Origin of the sequence: Micromonospora sp. NPDC049662 (assembly GCF_040675055.1) — a bacterium.
Lineage (GTDB): Bacteria > Actinomycetota > Actinomycetes > Mycobacteriales > Micromonosporaceae > Micromonospora.
In genome coordinates, this window is the sequence record NZ_JBFAOC010000012.1 from 135,365 (window position 1) to 149,240 (window position 13,876).

Here is a 13,876-nt window from a genome sequence, read left to right on the forward strand (position 1 = left end):
ACAGGGCCTATTTCCCCGGGGCCCCCGCCCCCCCGCCGGCGGGGGGGGGGGGGGGGGGGGGGGGGGCGGCCGGGGGGGGGGGGGGGGCCCCCCCCCCCCCCCCCACGACCATCAGATCTTGGCGACCTGGTTGAAGTTGAGCTCCACCGGGGTCTCCCGGCCGAAGATCGACACCAGCACCTTGAGCTTCTGCTGGTCGGCGTTGATCTCACTGATCGTGGCCGGCAGCGAGGCGAACGCGCCGTCGGTGACGGTAACGGAGTCGCCGACCTCGAAGTCGAGGACCTTGATCTCCGGCTTCGCCTTCTTCTGCTCGGTCTCGACGGCCGGCGCCAGCCACTTCAGCACCTCGTCGAGCGACAGCGGCGCGGGCCGGTCGGCCCGGTCGGTCGCACCGACGAAGCCGGTCACACCCGGGGTGTTGCGGACACACGAGTAGGACTCGGCGGTCAGCTCCATCCGGACCAGGATGTAGCCGGGGAAGACCTTGGCCTGGACCTGCGAACGCTTACCGTTCTTGACCTCGACCTCTTCCCGGGTCGGCACCTCGACCTGGTAGATGAAGTCCTCCATGTCGAGGCTCGTGATCCGGGTCTCGAGGTTGGTCTTCACCTTGTTCTCGTAACCGGCGTACGAGTGCACCACGTACCAGTCGCCCGGCGCGTAACGCAGCTTCTGCCGCAGCTCGGCGACCGGGTCGTAGTCCTCGTCCGGCGCGGGCTCGGTGGTGGGGAACTCCGGCTCGCTGGCGGCCTCAACCGACTCGTCACCAGCCGCCGTCGCGACCGTGGACTGCTCGTCCACTTCTCCGGCGGTCTCGTCGTACTCAGGCACGCTCGCTCACTTCCGTCACTATCGGCTGGAGACAGCCGGTCAGTCCGAGTTGCCGAAGACGAACAACACGGCCTTGGCGAAGCCGTAGTCCAGCACGCCCACGATCGTCAGCATCACCGCGACGAACGTGACCACCACGGCGGTGTACGTCAGCAACTCCTTGCGGGTCGGCCAGATGACCTTACGCAGTTCGGCTACGACCTCGCGGAAGAACCGGGCGATGCGGCCGAACACGCCCACCCGACCGGTTTCCGACCTCGTGGTCGGCCGGCTGTCGGCCGATTCCGCCCGGGCGCGGGCCCGCGTCGCGGTGCCGCCCCGGGAGACCGGCTCGTCCGCGCCGGTGGCGTCGTCGTCGGCTACGTCGTCGACGATCTCATCGTCGAGACGATCGTCGCCGGCGTCCTCGCCGCGCCGCTTGTTGTCGGCCACTTCGCCCTCCGTCGCGGAATCTCGGGTCGCACGCCGGGCGGCGTACGCGGCGCTGGTCACGCCGGCCGAACCCAACCGTCCCGCGACGGGCCGCGGCCGGTGGTCCGACCGGGAGCCCCGATTGCCTCGGAACCACCCCGCCGATGCCACCACCACGGGCCGGACGCCGCCTTGTCGGCGGCGCGACCCACGGGAACGGTCAGGCCTGAGGCGCAGGGGTGACAGGACTTGAACCTGCAGCCTGCGGTTTTGGAGACCGCTGCTCTGCCAATTGAGCTACACCCCTGTGCGGCAACACTCGCCCCACGCGGTCACAGACGACCGTGCAGGGGTCACTTGCCCCACGGCGGACCAGTGTACGGGTAGGTGCCCGACTTTCCCAACCGGTCTCCCCGCCACGCGTGGCGAAGCCGATCCAGCGCGCCGCGCGGCCCCCGGTTCAGCGGGCCGGGCCGCCGTGCTCTCGCGTGCGTCCGGCCTCGGTTCAGCGCGCTGTGCGGATGAGCGCGCGCGCCTGCGACAGCACTTTGTCGCCCAGGCAGGTCGCGGTCACGTCCAGCCGGGTGAGGCCGTCCTCGGTCACCTCGCGGACCCGCGCGGTCACCTCGATCTCGGTCCCCTGGTCGTCGTCGGGGACCACCACCGGCCGGGTGAACCGGACGCCGTACTCGACCACCGCGTCGGGCGCGCCGGCCCACTCGGTGACCGCCCGACCGACCAGCGCCATCGTGAACATGCCGTGCGCGATGACCCCGGGCAGTCCCACCTTCGTGGCGACCCGGTCGCTCCAGTGGATCGGGTTGAAGTCGCCCGAGGCGCCGGCGTAGCGGATCAGGTCCGCCCGGGTCACCCGGAACGTCTTGGTTGGCAGTTCCATCTCAGGCCTCTCCACGGATGACGTACCGGGCCCAGACGGCGACCACCTGCTCCCCGGCGACGGTGCTCACGTCCGTACGGGTGGTGAGCAGGCCGTGCCCGCCCCGGTTGCTGACCTCTTCGATGGTGTTGACGCAGACCAGCTCGTCGCCCGCGACCACCGGCCGGTTGTACGCGAACCGCTGGTCGCCGTGGACCAGCCGGCTGTAGTCGACGCCCAGGTCCGGGTCCTCGATGATCTGACGGGTCGCGGCCATGGTGACGATCACCGGGAAGGTCGGCGGAGCGACCACGTCCGGGTGGCCCAGGGCCTGCGCCGCGGCCGGGTCGTGGTGAGCCGCGTCCGTGGCGCCGATGGCCGTGGCGAACTCACGGATCTTTTCTCGGCCCACCTGGTAGGGGGCGGTCGGCGGGTACGTGCGGCCGACGAAGGAAGGGTCCAGGGACATGCCGCGAACCTACACGGAAAGCACAACCGCCGATCTGGTCGGCAGGCTGCGGCGATGCCGCGCCCGACCGGTCAGATCGGCGGTTGGAAAGGCTTCGACGACGGCCGGCTGTGCCGGCCGGCGGTCAGCGGGTCTCGCGGTGAACCGTGTGCCGGCCGTCGCGCGGGCAGAACTTCTTCATCTCGATGCGGTCGGGGTCGTTCCGGCGATTCTTGCGCGTGATGTAGTTGCGCTCCTTGCACTCCACACACGCCAAAGTGATCTTCGGCCGGACATCGGTAGCCTTCGCCACGGCGGAGTGCCTTCCTCGCTAACGGAAACAACTACGACGCGTCAGCCTAGACGCTGACTGCGCGGACATGCAAAGTGGGCGCCAGTGGCGCCCATCTCAACGACCACCGGGAACCAGCCCGGAAGACGAGAGTAGCGGTGGCCGGACTTGAACCGGCGACACAGCGATTATGAGCCGCTTGCTCTGCCATCTGAGCTACACCGCCGCGGTGGGTCCAGCTGAACCCTCGAGCCCCCTTACGGAATCGAACCGTAGACCTTCTCCTTACCATGGAGACGCTCTGCCGACTGAGCTAAGGGGGCCTGCGCGATCTCCCCGTGGGGCGCGCAGAAGTAGAATACACGGCAGGGGTCGGCAGGTGAAATCGGATCCCCGGCGGCCGGATCTGCGCAGCTCAGGGCACCACACGCAGGCGTGGAAGCTCTCCGCCGGAGATCGTCTCCGGGTCCACCTGAGCGCCGAACCAGGCGGCCAGTCGCTCGTACGGCAGCGGCCGACTGAACAGGAAGCCCTGACCGATCTCGCACCCGATGTCCTGAAGAAGCTCCAGGGTCAGTTCGCTCTCCACACCCTCGGCGACCACGGCCAGACCGAACTGCTGGGAGAGCGTCACCACCGCGTTGACGATCGCCAGGTCCCCCGGGTCGGTGGCCATGCCCTGCACGAAGGAGCGGTCCACCTTCACCTCGTGCACCGGCAACCGGCGCAGGTGGGCCAGCGAGGAGTCGCCGGTGCCGAAGTCGTCCACCGACAGCCGGACGCCGAGGTCGCGGAGCCGACGCAGCGTCGGGATGGGCCGGTCCGTGCCGTCCAGCACCCCCGACTCGGTGATCTCCAGGGTGAGGCGTTGCGCCGGGACCCGGTACTCGGTCAGCAGCTCCTGCACCCGGTCCGGGAAGTGCTGGTCGGTGAGCGTGCGGGCGGCGAGGTTCACGGCGATGGGCAGCGGCTGGTCCGCCTCGGCCCAGTCCCGGCTGCGCCGCAGCCCTTCGCGGAGCACCACCTCGGTGAGCCGACTCAACTGGCCGGTGTGCGCGGCCACCGCCACGAAGTCCTCGGGAGCGACGGTGCCGTGCGTCGGATGCTCCCAGCGGGCCAGACACTCGACACCGACCAGACGCCGGTCCCGCAAGGTCACCTTCGGCTGGAAGTAGACCTCCAGCTCGCCCTGGTCCAACGCCTGGCGCAGGTCACCGGCGAGACCCAGCCGGCGCAACGACCGGGACTCCAGGCCCGGGTTGAACAACTGCACGCTGCCCGGCACCGACTTGGCGGCGTTCGCCGCCAGGTCGACCCGGAGCAGCAGGGTCGCGGCATCGCTGCCATGTTCCGGGTGTACGGCCACACCCACGGCGGTGTTCACGTCGAGGGTGAGCGCGTCGAAGACCATCTCGTCACGGATCTGGTCGCGCAGCTGTTCGGCCAGTTCGAGTGCCGCCTCGGCGCTCTCCAACCGAAGAGTCACCAGGAACTCGTCGCCGCCCGCACGACCGACCAGAGCCGACGACGGAGCGCTCGCCCGCAGTCGGTTGGCGACCTCGACGAGCACCTTGTCCCCCGCAGCGTGGCCGAGGGACTCGTTGACCTGCTGCAACCCGTCGACGTCGAACAGCAGCAACGCCACCACCTCGTCGGGCGCGCCGATCTTGACTGACTCGTCCAGGGCGGCGGTGATGCGCCGCCGGTTGGGCAGCCGCGTCAGGGTGTCGTGGTACGCGTCGTGCCGCAGGCGGTCGACAAGACGCGAATTCTCGAGCGCCACCGCGGCATGCGCGGCCACCGTCTCGAAGACCGCGATATCCGCAGAACTGAAGTTGTTGCCGTCGCCGAGCCGGTTGGCAACCTCGAGGGTCCCGATGACGACCTCACCCGACCGCAGCGGCACCACCACCGCGTCCTTGATCCGCCGCTCGGCCAGCTCCGCGCGGAACTCTCCGTCGGTCGTCACCCCACGGCCCACCGCAACGGTACGTCCGGTCTCCTGGACCCGTTCGCGGATCATCGCCGGGGTGAGCGCCAGGTCGAGCAGGCCCGGGTCGTCCACCCGCGCGGTCAACAGGGTCTCGGGGTGCCTTCCCTGGGCGGGCAGCCACAGCGTCGCGTACTCCACCTGCATCAGCGCGCGGACCCGGCCGAGCAGCGCGTCGGCGAGCGTGCCGCTGTGCCCGCTGCCGACCACGGCGCGGGTCAGGTCGTACAGGTCGGTCAGGGTGCGGTGCTGGCGGAAGAACTGGGCGTAGGCCCGGTAGACCAGAGCAAGGCCGGCACCGAGGGCTGCCAGTAGGAGCAGCGACCACCACGTGCTACGGACCAGAATCAGCACGATCAGGCCGACCGACACGTTGATCGCCGCGGTGAGCACCGCCGGCGTGGCGGTACGCAACGTCCCGCGCCCGGTCTGCCAACCGTGCAGCAACGTGTGTACCGCCGCCACGCTGGCGTAGCTGATCAGGATCACCATGCTCACGGCGGCGAAGATGCTGCCCCAGGTGCTCGGACCGACGCCCTCCATGGGAGGGAACGCCTGGAGGACCAGGACAGCCAGCGACGTTCCCGCGGCGGCGCGCGCCACGTTGAACCACACCTTCGGCGCCGAGAACCGCTGCCTGGTGTGGGTGATCAGGGAGCTCAACGTGTAGATGACCACCACCGTCAGCGGTGGCAGAAAGTACAGCGCGAGAACCATCGGCAGCTCGGTGAGCGTGACACCGATCGTCTGCCGCCGCACCACCAGACTGAGCAGCGGCAACCCCGCCACGATCATGATGACGAGAAGGAGCATTGCCTCGGGCCAGTCGCCGAAGGGCTCCTTCGCGATCAACCCGGTGGCGGTGGCACAGACGACCGCGATCAGCGCGAGGGGCGCGGTGATGATCCACGCGTCCTCGGATGACCGTCGCCGGGGTTGACCATGACCGCTCATGGCGCTCCTTCGGATTGACGCCGAGCGGTCACGATACCGTCACTACGTCGATGGTGCCTTCCACCCGAACGGGCAAACAGGATGATCACCCCGAGGCAACCGCCTCACTGCCAGACGATGTCAGCTGCCTGCGCCGTCGGCACGGGCTTGTCGGCGGTGGACACGGTCTGCCAAACGATGTCGCCAGCCTGAGCGCCGCCCCCTGAGCTGCTGCCGAGATCAACACTGGCGATGCCGCTCACGAGTGCGGCGAGGGTGAGAAGTGAGCCAAGCAGCCGGCCCAACCTAAGACCAGACATGATTGCTCCTGTCGGAAAATGTCGTGGGGGTGGTGGAGGTTCCACGATCGTGCCACAGTGCGGGCAGCCAGAGAAGTGGTGGACAGCCCGATGGGCCCCACCGTCTGTAACTTCCCGCCGTTCGGCCCACCGCCCCCACCGCACCGGAGCAGATCACGGCCGTGCAGGGCAGGTCAGCGCTTCACACAGCGTCGAATACGACCTTCACCACAAATTCGGCGCTGTCGCGTCAGAGCACCAGATCCGACATCTTGGTCACTGTGAGTGACGCCTCCAGGAGATGCGTTCGCGTCGTGCGTTCGGCGTCCAGCCATCGACCACCATACCGGGTCTTCGCCAATAGGCCAGCCCCCGAGTCGGATTCCATCCTGGTGACCCGACGCACGTCCGAGCGCCTCAAGCGACGCGTTTCCGCAGCTCAAGCCGGCCAGGAAGCAACAACCAGGGGTCCTGCACGTCCGAGAGAAAGGACGTGGGGAGTCGCGGGCTCCGCGGGTTCAGGCCGCTTCCCACTTGTCGCTCGCGCAACCGACCTCGAAGCTCCACCAACCCTCCGCCTCGCCGAGTCGCAGGGTCGCCTTGATGGCCGGGAAATCCGCGGCCGCCGGCAGCCCTCCTGCGGCACGAACCTGAACCAGACCTTGATGAGGTGGTCTCCGGCAGGTGGGTCACGGTCCGGTGCTGGCGAGGACACGCCCGCATCATTCTCTGGAAGGGTGGCGCTCCCACCACACACCACCGCCGGACGAACTCGGTCGGCGAACCACCGGGCACCTCCGCCCGGCGAGCCGGTATCTCGAAAGGCGACGCCAGGCTTGGCAGCGTCTCCGATCAGTCGTCCTTCGGCATCGGCCACACATCCCGGGAGTCGTTCAGGGCCCCTCCCGGAGGTGGCTCGACCGTCAGGGACTTCAGAGCACGCGGCAGAGAGGTAACCCCACGCCTCAACCCCCGCCACAGCAACGCCGCCACGTACACCAGGGCGAAGAGCGCAGCGGCGGCCAGCGCCAACAGCAGCACGAGGCCGACTATTCCTGTCATCACTCGAACATTCTGACCAGTCGAGCGCCACGACGGGCACCGTGGCTGATCTTGTCGTTCCTGGTGTCGCCTCCTCGTCGACGCAGTTGGCGTAGACGCGGAGCAGAACGGCGACGCCGTGGCTCAGACGCCGGCGACCTCGGTCGGCGGAGCGCCGGCATTCAGCCAGAGCGACGCAATCGCGAGGCGCAGGTCGTAAAGACGGCGGACCTGCGATTCGGTCAGCGCCTTCTCGCGGGCGAGCTTCCACCACCGGCCGTAGACCGACTCGGAGGGCGGCCCGCCGTGCAGGCCCCCGGAAGAAGCGCGCATCCGGGCCGACCCTGTCGTTGTCGACATGGCTGGACTCAGCCGGACTCGGCTAGATCAACGACAACGGCCCTTGATCAGCATCTCTGCTGGTCAGGGGCCGTGTCTGCACCTGGTGGCGGGTAGAGGATTCGAACCTCTGTAGCTTTCGCGACGGATTTACAGGGCGTCCGCGATCTTGGCTTGGGCATAGTCACTGAGCTGCCGTTTCTGCCGTCCAATCGCCTGTCCGGGAGAGAGCCGCCCACCATCTGCCCACGGATGGAACTTGCCCCCAGGACGCCCCTCGCGGCTACAGCGTCATCCGAACCGACTCGATGAGATGCCAACTCGCGATGCTCGCCACCGTCGACACCGCAGCGGCCATCATGAAGACCCGCGGTGAGACCGGTGGCCGGCGGAGCCGTAACGCCACGAGGGCGGCCGCAGCCGCAAGGAGAATTTGCACCGCTGCCGCTCCCAGCCTCGTCCACACGAAGAAATCCATGGGGCCGACCCAGACGAACGCGATGAAGAGGACGGTGTAGGCCGCCTCCCCGGCGAGCAGCCCGAGCGCTACGCCGAGAGCGATGCCGGCGTTGCGGGTAGTGCCCGTCCTGAAGACGTGGGCGAGGTAGCCAAGCACCAATCCGCCAACCAACGAACCAACCAGCCAGAAGGCCGACGCGCGCATGATGGAGCCGAGCCCGTCCGGTGGTGGCGCCCGAATCGCTGAGCCATTGCCGACTCAGCGAGGCAACGAGGCCGTAGTAGGTCAGGGTCGACAGGGCGAGTGTGCCGACCCCAGCGACAAGAGCTGATCTGAAAGTCGGGGCGTAGTAGCTCACGACGAGGGCCACCACACCCCAGGCGAATCCCGAGCTGAAGGCTGGCACGAGGACCCTGCCCACAGCTTCCGGCACGAGGTCGGCAGCAAACGCCGCCACCCCCAGGGCGACTCCCGCGAAGACCGGGGGAAGCACCTCACGCCGTACCGACCGTCTGCCGACGGTCCTCAACTCCGTCATTCGGGCACCGTCGGACAATTGAGGTTCATGCTTGCTGCCTGCGGACGGTCGACTGCGAACATCACCTGACGTGCGGCGAACTCCTCGAACGTGTCGACCCGCACCATGCCAAGGGCTTCCAGGAGCCGGACCGATCGAAGGTTCACCTCCTGTGTGACGGCGACCAGCCGGGGTGCGTCCGGGAACCGGTCGAAGGCAAGGCCGACGGCCGCAGCGCACCCTTCTCGGGCGTAGCCACGTCCCCACCACTCCGGCAGGAAGACGTAGGACAGTTCCAGATCCCCCGTCCGGTACCGGCCGAGGTGGCACCAACCGACGATCTCTCCGGAACTCCTCGTCACCATCAGCCCGCCCGTGTGGTCACCCATTCGCCGGTCGGCCGCCACCTCGTCAGACACCGGGCCGCCGAGGTAGCGCCGCATCACCGGGTCCTGCCACATCCGCTCAAGCACCGGCAGGTCAGACGATCGGACCTCCCGCAGCACGAGACGTTGGGTCCTGGCCAGCGCCTCGCCGGACTCGGTACTCATCGCGTCATCCTCCACCAGTCCCTCACTCATCCAAGGAGTCGGACGCTGAGTACATCGATCCCCGCGGCTGGATAACTCTGAGACAACGCCAACTCGACGGCGGACCATGTCCCGATGCTTAAAGAGGACGCTCTCGCCCGACTCCAGGACGCCGCTGTCTTCTGGAGCGTCGGTTCCGGCACCGCGGCCCAGGTGATCGAAGCCGCCTGCGACTGCCTCACCGCGGGTATAGACAGCCCGACTCTCGGGATCCTCGCCGGCATCTCGCCTGTGAAGGGCGAGGAGAATGACGATCTGCGGCGTTGGCTCGAAGGCGCACTGTCGGAACTCTCTCTGGATTACTACGGTGAGGGAAGCCGAGAGAGCGGGGAGGAAGCCCTCCGAATCATGGCCCGGCGACTGCTCGCACAGACCATCGCGCCCCGTGATCTCACCTCTTGGGCATACCGATTCATCTCCTATGACGGCACTCCGCTGGCAGCCGAACTGATCGCGTTGGACAACGCCTACGACCTCGTAGCCGCCATCCACGACTGGCAACCGCACACCAGCACCGCAACCAGGGATATCGACGCGGACGTCGTCGACGAAGCTCGGCGCCTTCTCGGCCACGCAACGACCGCCGAGACGGACTGAAGCACGGACGCTCATCCGAGTGCGTCCCCGATCTTGTCGTTCATGGTGTCGTCGCCGCCGTCGATGCAGTTGGCGTAGACGCGGAGCAGGACGGCGACGCCGTGACCCAGGCGCCGGGCTACCTCGGTCGACGGGACGCCGGCATTCAGCCAGAGCGAGGCCGCCGCGTGCCGCAGGTCGTAGGGACGCCGGACGAGCGGCGAGGCCACCTGCGATTCGGTCAGCGCCTTCTCGCGGGCGAGCTTCCACCACCGGTCGTAGACCGACTCGGAGAGCGGCCCACCGTGCAGGCCCCGGAAGAACCGACCGTCCGGGCCAACCCCGTGATTCTCGACGTGCGCGCACAGCAGCTCGACGAGCCGAGGCGGGATCGGGACCGTCCGAGTCTCCGCCCTCCCCCGGTGCTTGAGTCCGCGCCGCTCGTGGGAGCCGCCGTCATCGTCCAGTGCGAGCCGGCCCGCGGGGAGGTGCCGGCGAGCACCAGGCGGCCCCAGCGGTATTCGATCTTCTCGTGGTCGCAGGACCGGGAAGGCTTGACCGCCGCCAGGTCGTCGAAGTCGGCCCCGCAGTCGGCGCACCGGGCCGGCAAGGTCACAGTCTTCCCGTCGTAGGTCCGCGGCTTCCGATGGACGCATCCCCGCGTAGTAGAGGCAGCCGAAGAAGGCGGTGACCTTGTCGGCGCGTTTGCCGAGAGATTTCACCGCCTCCAGCAGCGTGGCGACCTGGGCCGGGTTCGCCACCACCCGCCGGTCGATGGACTGCGCGACCTCGGGGGCGGTCCACTGGACCCGGTCGACCGGGTTGGAGGCGATCAGCTCCAGCTCGACGGCGTACCCAAGGACGTTGTAGAAGGTGGCCCGCTTCCGCTGGACGGTGGAGGCAGCCGCGGGCTTGCCGTCGAGGCGTACGCACAGGCTGTCCAGGACTCGGCGGACCATGGCGGGCGAGTCCAGCTCGACGACCGGGAGCGACGCGGTTTCCAGCCAGGCCAGCGCCGCCGCGTGGTCGGCCGGGATCTCGTCGGACCAGCGGCGCGGGTTGAGGCCGTAGAGGTACAGCGCCTCGCGGAGCAGAGCGTCAGTCGGTCGACCCCGCTTGGTCGGGCGGGTCAGGGTCACCGTGATCGAGGTCAGCGCTTCGACGATCGAGCGCCGGGTCTTGGCCGCCGCCCGGGGCCACTTCATCTCGACGTACGCGCGGCTGTGCGCGTACCAGGTAGTGGGGTTCTTGGTTCTGGCCTCGGGGACCGGGCGGCCGGTGGCCGGGTCGAAGGGCTCCCCCGCGTTGGCCGCCTGGACCAGCTCGGCGCGGAAGGAGTGCGCGAGGGCCTTGGTACGGAACATGTCTTCGAAGCGTTGGCCGCTCACCGCCCAGCGGACCCGCCAGGGCCGAGCCTTCCGGTCGGCGCTTGGCGATCTCCCAGATCTGGACCTCGTAGCTCTTCACGCGGCGTCCTGCTCCAGGTCACCGAGCCACCGACCGAGCGCCGAGCGGCCGACCCGAAGCTGCCCGTTCGGCGACCCGCGAAGACAAGTGCCCGCCGTGCGCCAAGATGAACCGCCGGCTACGGCAACCCCGGCCGAGGAGCAGCCGGGGTCGGGGCGGATTCGAGACCGGGCAGGGTGGGAGCCGTCATCGGCCCACCCCCACAGCGAGGCGAATGCGGTGGTCCCGGGCGCAGGTCCGCCGGTACTGTCCCGGGCTCACCAAGAATCCGAACGGCGAGGTCGAGATGAACAGCGATGACGGTACGACGGTGCTGTGGCGCCCAACCGGGCCGAAAGAGCTGGATCTCGTCCGCGAGTCCGGATGGCTGAAGTGGCCGCCGCGCCTGCCGGATCAGCCGATCTTCTACCCGGTCCTGAACGAGGACTACGCGGTCATGATCGCCCGGGACTGGAACGTGCCCGCGTCCGGCGTCGGCTACGTGACCCGCTTCCGGGTCGAGTCGGAGTTCCTGAGTCGGTACCCGGTCCGCCAGGCCGGCGGAAAGACCATTCTGGAGCTGTGGGTGCCGGCCGAGGAGCTGGACGAGTTCAACGCTCACATCGTCGGACTGATCGAGGTCGTGCACGAGTTCCGGTAGCCGCCACCCGGCGGCGAGGGTGGCCGTCATCGGATGATCCCGACGACTTGGGGCCGATTGGGCTGGACGACAGCGGCTGGAGGCAGCACCGCAACTGATGCCGGCGGCATCACCGGAGCTTGCGGCACGGGTTCGGCGGTCTCCGGCTCGTCGTCCCAATCGCCCTGCGGCTGATCGGGCTCGGGGGCCGGCGGGGTGGTGGGTGCGCTGGACAGGACGACCTTGACCAGGGCGAGGAAGGCCAGCGACGGCACGGCCGCGACGATCCAGCCCCAGATGGACGGTTCGGCTTCGGCGACCTGGGCGGCGAGGGAGAGCAGTGCGAACGCGATCAGGAGGACGCCGACCAGGCCGACGGGTCGGCCATCTTGGCGGCGGGCGCGGATCTCCAGGCCGAGGTAGATGGCCATCAGCTCGACGGCTACGGCGTTGGCCCAGCCGATCCAGTCAAGTTGGCCGTGAGCGACGGTCAGGCCATGGACATGGGTGAAGGCCGCAGCGCCGGCCATGGTGCCGATGGCGAGCAGGATCAGCACCCAACAGGTTCATGCGTCGGTCCGACTCGAACCCGGGTCCGCGAGGGGCGCCGGTAACGGCCGCGCGACGCTAAGTTGTGTGATCTGTCGCGTGTGGAGTGAGGTTGAACGTGAGCGATCGTGAGAAGCCGTCCCAGGACCGCCTTCGTCAGCATCTCGGCAGAGGGGAATGGGCCGGGATCGGAGCTGTCGTTGGGCTTCTTAGCGCTCTTGTCGCCCTGCTTGCATGGCTGTTCCCCGTGAAGGATGACCCGAGAGCCTCATCGCTTCCCAATCCATCCGCCATGCCAACCAACAGCCTGAGCCCCTCCTCCACTCACAGCACGAATACGGGAACACCCACGTCTTCTGCGACTCTGGGCAGCGGTGATGCATCGCCCACTTCAACGGGGGAGCCGAAACGAGAGGTGGTGCATAGCAGCGGCAGCCCCCGCCTCCAGACCCTTAACGAGTACGGAGATGATGATTTCCAGAATGCCGACTACTGGGATATGGACGATAACGAGATTCGCTATACCGCAGCCGGCACCACGGATCTCGCGCTTAACGAAGGCTCCCTTGGTGGAGTCAACGGAACCATCTTCGCGTCACCGCCGAGTGGGCAACCGACATTGCAAGAATGCACTCAAATCGACAACAACGCATGGTCATCGCTAGCTACGGCATCGCAGCTACGAGCAGGCTCCTCATTCTGCGTACGCAGCAGCGAGGGCCGCCACGGCAAGCTAGTGGTAACGAAGTTGAGCATGTGCGAGAAATTCCTCGAGTCGGAGAAGGACCGCGAGCGCTTCGCGGGAGATATATGCGTTTTAGAGGTCAGTTTCTTGGTTTGGGAGTGATACTGGGCGAGCGTGGGGCGCTCTGGTCGGCACCTTGATCGGCCTGCTCTGGCCTGGCGCATCGATGCGCCGACCGGCTGACACTTGACTAAGCGAGATGTCTCGTCCCGCGTGTGGTCCGCCCCCCAACGCTGCTGCCGATTCCTTCTGTATTGGATCAAGGCTCCGCACGGCGCGGGGGCGGTAACCCGGCCGGCGGCAAGCCGCCCCGGCCGCCTCCGGCGCCGGGGCGGCAAGCCACCGACTGCCGCCGGACCGCCGCCCCGAGTCTGTCGATCCGCCCGACGACACGATCACGGCCAGGCGGTACGGAAGCCGAGCGGGTCGGCCTCGTCGAAGATCAGGGCTTCCGACTGCCGCGCCAGCCCAACCCCGGGACTGGCTTGCCCCCGGTCCCTCTCCCGCCGCCGGCGACACCTCACCGCAGACCCCTCAGCCGATCGCCACATGCACGGACTCCGCCAGGCGAGGACCAGACGCCAGCCGCAGCGTTTAGAGCCCCAGGAGGACCCTCAGCAGGCAAGATCGACCTGCGCACCATCTGCCCACAACCAGTCGTCATCGGCTGGACTCGGCTAGATCAACGACAACGGCCCCTGATCAGCATCTCTGCTGGTCAGGGGCCGTGTCTGCACCTGGTGGCGGGTAGAGGATTCGAACCTCTGTAGCTTTCGCGACGGATTTACAGTCCGCTCCCATTGGCCGCTCGGGCAACCCGCCAGGGCACCCCACCGCGTCGCAACGCGGCGGCGGAAGCAAGGATAGCGGCTCGCCCCGGGGCCGGTGC

General features: G+C 68.2%; 16 protein-coding genes and 4 tRNA genes. 3 read left to right on the top strand and 17 right to left on the bottom strand.

Going from position 1 to position 13,876, the window contains the following annotated elements:
• Positions 1-111: 111 nt before the first annotated feature.
• The 14 genes from nusG to AB0J36_RS12720 form a co-directional block, all read right to left on the bottom strand.
• The gene (gene nusG / locus AB0J36_RS12655; RefSeq protein WP_355053308.1) at positions 112-834 is read right to left on the bottom strand and encodes a transcription termination/antitermination protein NusG; all 723 of its coding nucleotides are present in this window, start codon (positions 832-834) and stop codon (positions 112-114) included.
• A gap of 39 nt (positions 835-873) precedes the next feature.
• Positions 874-1,266 carry a preprotein translocase subunit SecE gene (secE, locus tag AB0J36_RS12660; protein ID WP_357134040.1) on the bottom strand — a complete coding sequence of 131 codons (393 nt, stop codon included), beginning with the start codon at positions 1,264-1,266 and terminating at the stop codon, positions 874-876.
• Positions 1,267-1,479: 213 nt separating this feature from the next.
• A tRNA-Trp gene (locus tag AB0J36_RS12665) sits at positions 1,480-1,552 on the bottom strand.
• A 198-nt stretch (positions 1,553-1,750) separates the two neighbouring features.
• Entirely contained in the window at positions 1,751-2,143 is a 393-nt protein-coding gene (locus tag AB0J36_RS12670) for a MaoC family dehydratase (protein ID WP_357174358.1), read from the bottom strand.
• A 1-nt stretch (position 2,144) separates the two neighbouring features.
• The gene (locus tag AB0J36_RS12675) at positions 2,145-2,591 is read right to left on the bottom strand and encodes a MaoC family dehydratase N-terminal domain-containing protein (RefSeq protein WP_357134045.1); all 447 of its coding nucleotides are present in this window, start codon (positions 2,589-2,591) and stop codon (positions 2,145-2,147) included.
• Positions 2,592-2,715: 124 nt separating this feature from the next.
• The gene (gene rpmG / locus AB0J36_RS12680; protein ID WP_341717669.1) at positions 2,716-2,883 is read right to left on the bottom strand and encodes a 50S ribosomal protein L33; all 168 of its coding nucleotides are present in this window, start codon (positions 2,881-2,883) and stop codon (positions 2,716-2,718) included.
• A 132-nt stretch (positions 2,884-3,015) separates the two neighbouring features.
• Positions 3,016-3,088 (bottom strand) — tRNA-Met (locus tag AB0J36_RS12685).
• A 24-nt stretch (positions 3,089-3,112) separates the two neighbouring features.
• Positions 3,113-3,185: transfer RNA gene (locus tag AB0J36_RS12690), tRNA-Thr, on the bottom strand.
• Between the two features lie 92 nt (positions 3,186-3,277).
• Positions 3,278-5,806: a bifunctional diguanylate cyclase/phosphodiesterase gene (locus tag AB0J36_RS12695; RefSeq protein WP_357134049.1), complete on the bottom strand. Its 2,529-nt coding sequence runs from the start codon at positions 5,804-5,806 to the stop codon at positions 3,278-3,280.
• A gap of 104 nt (positions 5,807-5,910) precedes the next feature.
• The gene (locus AB0J36_RS12700; RefSeq protein ID WP_357134051.1) at positions 5,911-6,048 is read right to left on the bottom strand and encodes a hypothetical protein; all 138 of its coding nucleotides are present in this window, start codon (positions 6,046-6,048) and stop codon (positions 5,911-5,913) included.
• Positions 6,049-6,936: 888 nt separating this feature from the next.
• Positions 6,937-7,146 (bottom strand): hypothetical protein, encoded by a 210-nt coding sequence (locus tag AB0J36_RS12705; protein WP_363660509.1) that lies wholly within the window; start codon positions 7,144-7,146, stop codon positions 6,937-6,939.
• Positions 7,147-7,269: 123 nt separating this feature from the next.
• Positions 7,270-7,458: a hypothetical protein gene (locus tag AB0J36_RS12710; protein WP_363660510.1), complete on the bottom strand. Its 189-nt coding sequence runs from the start codon at positions 7,456-7,458 to the stop codon at positions 7,270-7,272.
• 289 nt (positions 7,459-7,747) lie between these two features.
• On the bottom strand, positions 7,748-8,128 hold the full coding sequence (locus tag AB0J36_RS12715) for a DUF6518 family protein (RefSeq protein ID WP_363660511.1): 381 nt from the start codon (positions 8,126-8,128) through the stop codon (positions 7,748-7,750).
• Positions 8,129-8,458: 330 nt separating this feature from the next.
• Positions 8,459-8,992 (bottom strand): GNAT family N-acetyltransferase, encoded by a 534-nt coding sequence (locus AB0J36_RS12720; RefSeq protein WP_357134061.1) that lies wholly within the window; start codon positions 8,990-8,992, stop codon positions 8,459-8,461.
• A gap of 114 nt (positions 8,993-9,106) precedes the next feature.
• Between AB0J36_RS12720 and AB0J36_RS12725 the strand changes: the two genes are divergently transcribed.
• Positions 9,107-9,628: a hypothetical protein gene (locus AB0J36_RS12725; RefSeq protein WP_357134064.1), complete on the top strand. Its 522-nt coding sequence runs from the start codon at positions 9,107-9,109 to the stop codon at positions 9,626-9,628.
• 11 nt (positions 9,629-9,639) lie between these two features.
• Here the strand turns inward: AB0J36_RS12725 and AB0J36_RS12730 are convergent, their stop codons facing one another.
• The gene (locus AB0J36_RS12730) at positions 9,640-10,971 is read right to left on the bottom strand and encodes a tyrosine-type recombinase/integrase (protein ID WP_357174349.1); all 1,332 of its coding nucleotides are present in this window, start codon (positions 10,969-10,971) and stop codon (positions 9,640-9,642) included.
• Positions 10,972-11,360: 389 nt separating this feature from the next.
• Here AB0J36_RS12730 and AB0J36_RS12735 point away from each other — a divergent pair, with 389 nt between their 5' ends.
• Positions 11,361-11,714, top strand: a complete 354-nt coding sequence (locus AB0J36_RS12735) for a hypothetical protein (protein WP_357134069.1) — start codon at positions 11,361-11,363, stop codon at positions 11,712-11,714.
• Positions 11,715-11,740: 26 nt separating this feature from the next.
• Here the strand turns inward: AB0J36_RS12735 and AB0J36_RS12740 are convergent, their stop codons facing one another.
• Positions 11,741-12,250: a DUF2637 domain-containing protein gene (locus AB0J36_RS12740; protein ID WP_357134072.1), complete on the bottom strand. Its 510-nt coding sequence runs from the start codon at positions 12,248-12,250 to the stop codon at positions 11,741-11,743.
• Between the two features lie 110 nt (positions 12,251-12,360).
• Between AB0J36_RS12740 and AB0J36_RS12745 the strand changes: the two genes are divergently transcribed.
• A complete protein-coding gene (locus AB0J36_RS12745; protein WP_357134075.1) occupies positions 12,361-13,089 on the top strand; it encodes a hypothetical protein in 729 nt (242 codons plus the stop codon).
• Between the two features lie 636 nt (positions 13,090-13,725).
• Here AB0J36_RS12745 and AB0J36_RS12750 read toward each other — a convergent pair.
• Positions 13,726-13,809: transfer RNA gene (locus AB0J36_RS12750), tRNA-Tyr, on the bottom strand.
• Positions 13,810-13,876: the final 67 nt, after the last annotated feature.